This is a genomic window from Paraburkholderia sp. (genome assembly GCF_036488505.1).
Taxonomy (GTDB): Bacteria; Pseudomonadota; Gammaproteobacteria; order Burkholderiales; family Burkholderiaceae; genus Paraburkholderia.
The window spans coordinates 1-7,146 of the sequence record NZ_DASXHN010000504.1 but is presented as its reverse complement, the minus strand read 5'-3'; the positions used below and the strand labels follow the sequence as shown (position 1 = coordinate 7,146).

6 protein-coding genes and 2 pseudogenes are annotated in these 7,146 nt (G+C 66.8%); 5 read left to right on the top strand and 3 right to left on the bottom strand.

All coding sequences use genetic code 11. From position 1 onward, the window contains the following. Positions 1 to 106: 106 nt before the first annotated feature. Positions 107 to 1,267, bottom strand: a pseudogene (gene hutH / locus VGH68_RS28860) (histidine ammonia-lyase); the annotation flags it as partial. Between the two features lie 376 nt (positions 1,268 to 1,643). Then, positions 1,644 to 2,591, bottom strand: coding sequence for a LysR family transcriptional regulator (locus VGH68_RS28855; protein ID WP_331607151.1), 948 nt, complete (start codon positions 2,589 to 2,591; stop codon positions 1,644 to 1,646). Between the two features lie 105 nt (positions 2,592 to 2,696). Here VGH68_RS28855 and VGH68_RS28850 point away from each other — a divergent pair, with 105 nt between their 5' ends. Continuing rightward, positions 2,697 to 3,602: an NAD-dependent epimerase/dehydratase family protein gene (locus VGH68_RS28850; protein ID WP_331607150.1), complete on the top strand. Its 906-nt coding sequence runs from the start codon at positions 2,697 to 2,699 to the stop codon at positions 3,600 to 3,602. 112 nt (positions 3,603 to 3,714) lie between these two features. After that, positions 3,715 to 3,897: a hypothetical protein gene (locus VGH68_RS28845; RefSeq protein ID WP_331607149.1), complete on the top strand. Its 183-nt coding sequence runs from the start codon at positions 3,715 to 3,717 to the stop codon at positions 3,895 to 3,897. Between the two features lie 162 nt (positions 3,898 to 4,059). Here VGH68_RS28845 and VGH68_RS28840 read toward each other — a convergent pair whose 3' ends face one another. After that, positions 4,060 to 5,466, bottom strand: coding sequence for an NCS2 family permease (locus VGH68_RS28840; protein ID WP_331607148.1), 1,407 nt, complete (start codon positions 5,464 to 5,466; stop codon positions 4,060 to 4,062). On the opposite strand from VGH68_RS28840, the gene VGH68_RS28835 reads away from it, so the two are divergent. The 3 genes and pseudogenes from VGH68_RS28835 to VGH68_RS28825 form a co-directional block, all read left to right on the top strand. Next, positions 5,465 to 5,662, top strand: coding sequence for a hypothetical protein (locus tag VGH68_RS28835; protein WP_331607147.1), 198 nt, complete (start codon positions 5,465 to 5,467; stop codon positions 5,660 to 5,662). The genes VGH68_RS28840 and VGH68_RS28835 overlap by 2 nt on opposite strands. Positions 5,663 to 6,026: 364 nt before the next feature. Then, complete coding sequence (locus VGH68_RS28830) at positions 6,027 to 6,971, top strand: PRC-barrel domain containing protein (RefSeq protein ID WP_331607153.1); 945 nt, start codon at positions 6,027 to 6,029, stop codon at positions 6,969 to 6,971. Next, positions 6,968 to 7,146: pseudogene (locus VGH68_RS28825) on the top strand (MFS transporter); the annotation flags it as partial. The gene VGH68_RS28830 and the pseudogene VGH68_RS28825, both read left to right, overlap by 4 nt.

The following is a 7,146-nucleotide window of genomic DNA, read 5'->3' as shown; positions in this document are numbered from 1 at the left end:
GCACCGCGCTCGTCGCCGGCGCGCTGTCGGTCGATGCGGCGATGGGTTCGGTCAAGCCGTTCGACGCACGGATCCACGAATTGCGCGGCCATCAAGGCCAGATCGACGCGGCGGCCGTTACGTGCGCGATCATGAAGCCGGAGTTCACGCCGCCATCCCTGACGAGGAAAGGCGGCAGGCCCGACAGCGTCGCGTCGATCAGGAGCGCGATACGGCGTTCGGCGAGCGCGCCGATTTCGGCCGCGGCGAGCGCGAGATTGTCGGCCGCGAACGCGACCGGCTCCGCGTGGAAGTTGCCGCCCGACAGCACTTCGCCGGTGTCCGGGAAAATCAGCGGATTGTCGGAGACCGCGTTGGCTTCGGTGAGCAGCACGGCGGCGGCATTGCGCATCTGGTCGAGACACGCGCCCATCACCTGCGGCTGGCAGCGCAGGCTATACGGGTCCTGCACCTTGTCGCAATCGGCGTGCGACACGTTGATCGCCGAGCCTTGCAGCAGCGATCGGTAAGCGGCCGCCGCGTCGATCTGGCCTTGATGGCCGCGCAATTCGTGGATCCGTGCGTCGAACGGCTTGACCGAACCCATCGCCGCATCGACCGACAGCGCGCCGGCGACGAGCGCGGTGCGATACAGGTCTTCGATCGCGAACATGTTGTAGAGCGCGAGCGCGGTGGATGCCTGGGTGCCGTTCAGCAGCGCGAGGCCCTCCTTCGCCTGCAGCGTCATCGGCTCGAGACCCACCAGCGCGAGCCCTTCGGTGGCCGCCATGCGCTCGCCGTTTGCGAATACTTCGCCGACGCCGAGCAGCACCGCCGACATATGCGCGAGCGGCGCGAGGTCGCCCGATGCGCCGACCGAGCCTTTGACCGGAATCACCGGCAGCACGTCGGCGTTGAATAGCGTGATCAGCGCTTCCATCACTTCACGGCGGATGCCGGAATGTCCGCGGCCGAGGCTCGACAGCTTGAGCGCCATCAACAGACGCACGACCGGGCGCGACATCGGTTCGCCGACGCCGACCGCGTGCGACAGCACCAGATTGCGCTGCAGCAGTTCCAGTTGGTCGCGCGGGATATGCGTGCTGGCGAGGCGGCCAAAACCGGTGTTGATGCCGTAGGCCGGCTCGCCTCTCGCGGCGATGTCGGCCACGGCCTGCGCGCAGGTGTCGATGGCGGCGTGGCTGGCGGGGTCGAGTTGCAGCGTGAGCCGTTCGCGCGCGATCCGGCGCAGTTGCGGGAGGGTCAGGTGGCCGGGCGTCAGAATCATGGTTGCGTCCTGTCTATACAAGTGCAGATAAGTCTAGCCGGGCGGTCTTGTATATACAACTCGTTTTTCGAGATTTCGTGCTTGGGGATTTCCATTACCCTGCCGTGTCGTCGCATGACAGGCGGGGAGAGTCGCACAACGGCGTTGTAAGAGGCCGGGCGCTTTGCGTTCGCCAGAGCGCGCCCGGCCTCGCGCTCAAACTTGTATATACACCTTCATCGCGCCGATCGCCATCCGTCAAAAATCGCGCGCTGCCGCGACGGCGAGCCCGGGCCATTAACAGAGTTATAGGAGAGTGGGCTGATGACGTGAAAGAACGTCTGTCGGCAACCGGTCGCAGCGGGCCGGCGGGGACGGACGACGTCGACTGGCTCAGTTAGAGCCTGACCCGCGCCGCGATGAAATCCAGAAAGCACTGCACGCGCCCGGTAAGCGGCGCGCTCTGGTAATACACCGCGTTCACCGGCTGCCGTTCGTCGACGTGCAGGTTGGCGAGAATCGGCACGAGGCGCTTGTCATGCACGTCGGCAGCGGTCATGAAGTCGGCGAGACAGGCGATGCCCCAGCCGGATAGCGCCAGTTGCCGCAACGTCTCGCCGCTCGACGCGGTGATCGACGGCTCGATTTTCAGCCGCGCGGCGGCGTCTTCGCGAGTTTTGCCGCCGTTCTTGCCGTCGCTCTTGCTGCGCCTCTTGCCTCGGCCGCCCTCGCGCAGCGGCCATCGGTTCAGATGCTCCGGCGCGGTAAAGCCGATCAGCCGATGCGCGTGCAACGCGTCGAGCGTCGCCGGCTCGCCGTGTTCCGCGAGATACGCGGGGCTCGCGAGCACCCGCAACCTGCTGCTGCCGAGCGCGCGCGCATGGAGCGTCGAGTCCTGCAGCGCGCCGATGCGAATCGCGATGTCGACCTTGTGTTCGAGCAGATCGACGATCCGCTCATTGCTCGTCAGCTCGAGCCGGATCTCCGGGTACAGCGCCGAAAACGCGGTCATATGCGGCGCCACGCAATGCAGCATGAACGGCGACGCCGCATCGACACGCAAGCGTCCCGACGGCCGTTCGCGGCCACGCGCGACAGATTCCTCGGCCTCCTCCAGCGCATCGAGAATCGCGCGAGCGCGGCCGAGGAACGCGTCGCCCTCCTCGGTCAGATGCAGGCGCCGTGTCGTGCGCCGCACCAGCGCGGTGTCGAGTTTGCGTTCGAGGCGCGTGAGCGCGCGGCTCACGCCGGAAACGGTTTGCCCGAGCTTCTCGGCCGCCGCCGTGATCGAGCCGCTGTCGATCACGGTGACGAACACCAGCAACTCGTCGGTCGACGTTTTCATTATTGATTGCGAGTCAAGATTGATTTGAGACTAACACGCTTTTTGCGAAAATCCAGCCGCGCGATACTGCAGACCTGTCATCGTCTTTGAATCAAGGAGAACGTCTTGAAGATTTTCGTTACAGGCGCAAGCGGTTTTATCGGCGGCTCGATCGCCGCGCACCTGGTGCGCGCCGGCCACTTGGTGCGTGGTCTGATTCGCAAGCCCGAGCATAGCGAGGAGCTGAAACGGCTCGGCATCGAACCGGTGCCCGGCACGCTCGACGATCGCGCGCTGCTGATCGCCGAAGCGCAGGCCGCCGACGCGGTCATCAACGCCGCGAGCAGCGACCACGAAGGTGCGGTGCGCGCGCTGATCGACGCGTTGGCCGGCTCCGGCAAGGTGTTCCTGCATACCAGCGGTTCGAGCATCGTCGGCGATGCGTCGGGCGGCGAACGGGGCGACGCGCGCATCTACCGCGAAGACGCGCTGCCCGAGCCGAGCGCCGACAAGGCCGCGCGGGTCGCGATCGATCGGCTCGTGCTCGCCGCCGCGCAACGGAACATCCGCTCGGCCGTGCTGTGCAATACGCTCATCTACGGCCACGGCGCGGTGGCGGGCAGCGCGAGCGTGCAATTGCCGCGGCTCGTGCGCCAGGCGCAACAGAGCGGCGTGGTGCGGCACGTGGGCAGCGGCGGCAATATCTGGTCGAACGTGCATATCGACGACGTCGTCGAGCTGTACCGCCTCGCACTCGAGAAAACCCCTGCCGGCACGTTCTATTTCGTCGAAAGCGGCGAAGCGTCGTTCCGCGACATGAGCGCCGCGATCGCGCGCGCGATGAAGCTCGGCGCGCCGCAAGACTGGCCGCTCGAACAGGCGAAGCAGGAATGGGGCTATGAAATGGCCTCGTACGGCCTCGGCTCGAACAGCCGGGTGCGCGGCGAGCGCGCGCGCAAGCTGCTGGGCTGGCAGCCGCGGCGCACGTCGGTGATCGAGTGGATCGAGCGCGAAATGCTGGCGCAAACGTAATCTGTGTAAGCGCAATCGTTGCGAATCCGTAAGCTCATTTCGATAGAATCGCGCCGATCTGACCGTGCGATTCGATCGTTCGTATCGCAGCACATGAGCCCCGCTTCGATCGATGAACCTTGCGCTGAACTTCGACTGGCTGACCAACCTGCTGGCGATTCTGTTCGTCATCGCGTGCCTGTACGACGCGCGTTACGACGAGTACGGCGTATTGACGCTCGCCGCGGCCGCGATGAGCCTGGCGGTGATGGCGATGGAGCTGTTTCTCAGGCCCGCCTTCGACATGGCGCTCTAGCGCGCTGATGCATCGACGGTGCACGCTCAGCAGCCGCCGCGCGCCGCACCGTCGACACATCGATAGCGATCGCAATGCCTGAATCCGCGCCGAGGCCCAGCGCGAATCACGAGCGCGATTACGAGCGCAACCCGGCCCGCGGCGCGAACCAGCGAAACCCGCTCAGATCGCCCAGCCGCCCAGATAGAAGCCAACCAGCACCGCCGCGATCGCCACCGTGCCGGCATTGAGCTTGCGATACTCGCCGCTCACCACCCGGCCGATCACCAGCGTCGCAAAGCCGAGCATGATGCCGGTCACGATATTCGCGGTCAGCACGATGAACACCGCGCACACGAGCCCCGACATCGCGTCGACCATGTCGTCCATATGCAGCTTGCCGACGTTCGACAGCATCAGCAGCCCGACATACATCAGCGCCGGCGCGGTCGCATACGAAGGCACCAGCGCGGCCAGCGGCGAGAAGAACATCACCACCAGGAACAACAGACCGACCACCGCCGCCGCCATCCCCGTCTTCGCACCGGCCGCGACGCCGACCGTCGATTCGATATAGGCCGCCGCCGGCGCGCCGCCGAGCAGCCCCGAGAAGATCGAACTCAGCGAGTCGGCGGTCAGCGCGCGGCCGCCGTTGATGATGCGGCCGTTCTCGTCGAGCTGGCCCGCCTGCCCCGCGACCGCGCGGATCGTGCCGGTCGCGTCGAACACCGCGGTCATCACGAGCGCGAGCACGCTCGGCAGCACCGCCATCGACAGCGCGCCCTTCACGTCCATCGCGCCAATCAGCGATGCATGGCCCGGCGCGCTCAGCGACGGCACCGCAAAGATGCCGTGAAACGCGACGGCCGGATCGACCGCGAGCCCGAACGCCGAAATCGAGACGATCACGATCAGGATCGAGCCCGGCACGCGCCGGCGCACCAGCCCGACGATCGCCGCGAGCCCCACCACCGACATCAGCGCGGGCAACGACGTGATATGACCAAGCGACACCGGCAGGCCCGCGCCCGGATTTTTCACGACGAGTCCGACGTCGTTCGCGGCGATCAGCAGCAGAAATAGACCGATGCCGATGCCGGTGCCGTGCGCGATGCCGGCCGGCAGATTGCGCAGGATCCACGACCGCACGCCGGTCACCGAAATCGCGGTGAATACGACGCCCATCAAAAACACCGCGCCCAGTGCGACGGTCGGATGCAGTCCCTTGCCGAGCACGAGGCCGAATGCGGTGAACGCGGTCAGCGAGATCGCGCAGCCGATCGCGATCGGCAGACGCGCCCACACGCCCATCAGCAGCGAGCCGAATGCGGTGGTCAGGCACACGGCGACGAACACCGCGCTGGTGTCGAAGCCGGCCTTGCCGAACATGCCGGGCACGACGAATACGGAATAGACCATCGCGAGAAAAGTCGTGATGCCGGCGACGACCTCCTGACGCTGCGTGCTGCCGCGCGCGGAGATGTCGAAATAGCGATCGAGAAAGCTCTTGCCGGTCGACTGAGCGGAAGACTGAGCGTCGAACGCTTCGCTCGCGACTTCCGGATTCGCGAGGGCCTGGGGTTCCATCATGATGAGTGACTCCTTTATCAGCGCGCTGAAACGGCTGCGGAGCGGCCGTCATCAGGTTCGTCTCGTGGATATGTTTATCGGTACCGCTTTTCTGTCTCGAAATGTAGGGGAAGAGAAATATGTGTCCAATCGCATGGATGGCATGCCGGACATGTCGCGCGCGTTATATCCGTGGCGCGGCGGCGCAGCGCGCTGAAGCGCCGCGCGTTTACACCTACGGCGTCGGCGCGCCTGAAACCGCGGCTGACAACGGATTCGCGCGCGCATTGCGCGCACGCGGCCGTTCGGTCACGTTGCGCGCATAGCCGCGAAAGCCGGCCCGCGCGGCAGCGCAGGTTAAACTCTGGGCCGTAACTCATCCAACCGCGGCGGCCCATCGCGCCCGTCCGCTTCAGCCCGTGGAGTTTTTCCTGATGACTGGCGGTTTTTCGCGCCCTCCGCGGCGTCTGCCGATGGGCCCGCTTGATTCGCTCGATCTGCTTGCCCTTGCCAACGCGCTCAGCGTGTTTCGTCTGTTTCGTCTGCTGTGCACTGTCGCCGCGCTGTTCGCGCTCGCCGCCATGTCGGGGTGCAGCAGCCTGCTGTGGGGCAACCAGCAGGCGCCGATCGTCGATGCGACGGTGATGCCGGTCGAGCCCGCCAGCGCGCCGGTCGCGGCTTCGGCGCCGGAGCCGGTCGAGAGCCAGGCCGCTGGCGAGCCGGAGCAGCCCAAGAAGCCGGTCGTGAAGCCACACAAGGTCGAGCCGCACAAGATCGAGCCGCCGCCGCCCGTCGTCGCGCCCCCGCCGCCCCCTCCGCCGCCGCCGCCGCTGATCGTGCTGCGCACGATCGAGCGCAGCGACGCGCGCGCGCTGCTCGACAGCCAGGTGCAGAAGCCCGATGGCAAGGTGGTCGGCCGCGCGGTCGACATGATCGCCGACGCGGCCGGCAAGCCGCGCGAGATGGTCGTCAATCTGCAGGGCTTTCTCGGCGTCGGCGACCGCAAGGTGAACTTCGCATGGGGCGCGTTCCGCTTCACCCCGACCGCGAGAGGCGCGCCGATTACGCTGAACGCGACGGCGGTGCCGAACACCGCGCCCAAATCGGACGCGCCGCAATTGCTGCCGCTGCTCGACGCGACCGTCGAGCGCTCGAACGGCGCGAAGGTCGGCCGCGTCGTCGATGTGCTGATCGACGGCAACGCGCAGCCGCAGGCGGTGGTGCTCGACGTGAGCGGGATGGTGAGCCCCGACCGGCGCACGATCGCCGCGAACTGGTCGGCGCTGCGCTTCGTCATGCGCAACAAGGAACTGCGGCCGCTGCTCGATCTGAGCGACGCGCAGATCAACGCGACGCCGCCGTATGCGACCGACAAGCCGATCCGCGCGGTGTCGCCGGCACCGCCGCCGGCACCGCCGCCGGCCCGCGCGGCAGCGGCCTCTGCGCCCGCCACGCCCGCGGCGGCCTCGCCGCCGGCCGCCGCATCGACAGCGGTAGCGGGGTCTAACGCACGGGCGGTCCGATGACGGGCCGCACTTTGGTCACGGCGCGCAGTCTGCGCGCGCTCGATTGGCTCAATTTCTTCGTCGCCAACGTGCAGACGGGCTTCGGGCCGTTCATCGCGTCGTATCTCGCATCGCATAAATGGACTCAGGGCGAGATCGGCATGGTGCTGTCGGTCGGCACCATCAGCGCGATGGT